The organism is Streptomyces sp. SM1 (genome assembly GCF_002910825.1).
In the GTDB taxonomy this organism is placed as follows: domain Bacteria; phylum Actinomycetota; class Actinomycetes; order Streptomycetales; family Streptomycetaceae; genus Streptomyces; species Streptomyces okerensis.
Genome location: NZ_NEUB01000231.1, coordinates 1 through 1,062 on the forward strand (window position 1 = coordinate 1; position 1,062 = coordinate 1,062).

Here is a 1,062-nt window from a genome sequence, read left to right on the forward strand (position 1 = left end):
ATCTATCTGCTGGAGGCCGGGGACACGGCCGTCGCGCGGCTGCGGGAGCGGCTCGACCGGCTGGGCGACTCGCTCGTCGTGGTCGGCGGCGACGGACTGTGGAACGTCCATGTGCATGTCGACGACGCCGGCGCCGCCGTGGAGGCCGGCGTCGAGGCCGGGCGGCCGTACCGGATCCGGATCACCCACTTCGGTGCCGGCGACGTCCACACCACGGGGGCCGGGCGGGCCCGGGGCGAACGTGCCGAACGGGCCGTCGTGGCCGTGGTGCCCGGTGAGGGTCTGGCGGGGCTGTACACGGAGGCGGGTGCGACCGCCGTGCTCGCGCGCCCCGGGGAGCCGCCCGCCAGCGGTGAGCTCGTCGAGGCCGTACGGCGGGCCCACGCGCGGGAGGTCGTGCTCCTGCCCAACGACGCGGAGCTGCGCCACACCGCCGCCGCGGCGGCCGAGCAGGTCCGGGCCGAGGGCATCAGGGTGGCCCTCATCCCGACCCGTTCCGCGATCCAGGGCATCGCCGCGCTCGCCGTGCACGAGCCGGGGCGCCGCTTCGACGAGGACGTGGTGTCGATGACCTCGGCGGCGGGCGCGACCCGCTACGCCGAGGTGACGGTCGCCGAGCGACAGTCCTGGACGATGGCGGGCATCTGCCAGGCCGGAGACATCCTCGGCCTCGTCGACGGGGACGTCGCCGTGATCGGCCAGGACGTCACGGCCACCGCCGAGGCCGTCCTCGACCGCATGCTCGCGGCCGGCGGCGAACTGGTCACCCTGGTCCTCGGCGACGACGCCCCCGAGTCCGTCGCCGCCCATCTGGAGACCAGGGTCCGTGCGGGCCATCTCGCCGTCGACACGGTGGTCTACCACGGCGGCAGACAGGGCGCCGTCCTGCTCATCGGCGTCGAGTGACCTCCACCCCGGACCACCTCCCGGACCATCTCCCGGACCACCTCCCGGGCCGGCCGGCCCCGGCCGTGCGCGAGGTGGCCCTGTGCCACGGCGGCCACCTGCCTTCGGCCCGGTGCGCGGTGGGCCCGGGCGGTTCTTGCCGGCCGAACCTCGTTC

1 pseudogene is annotated in these 1,062 nt (G+C 75.8%); it reads left to right on the forward strand.

The features are described from left to right. A pseudogene (locus tag B9S61_RS05435) lies at positions 1 to 906 on the forward strand (dihydroxyacetone kinase); the annotation flags it as partial. Positions 907 to 1,062 lie beyond the last annotated feature (156 nt).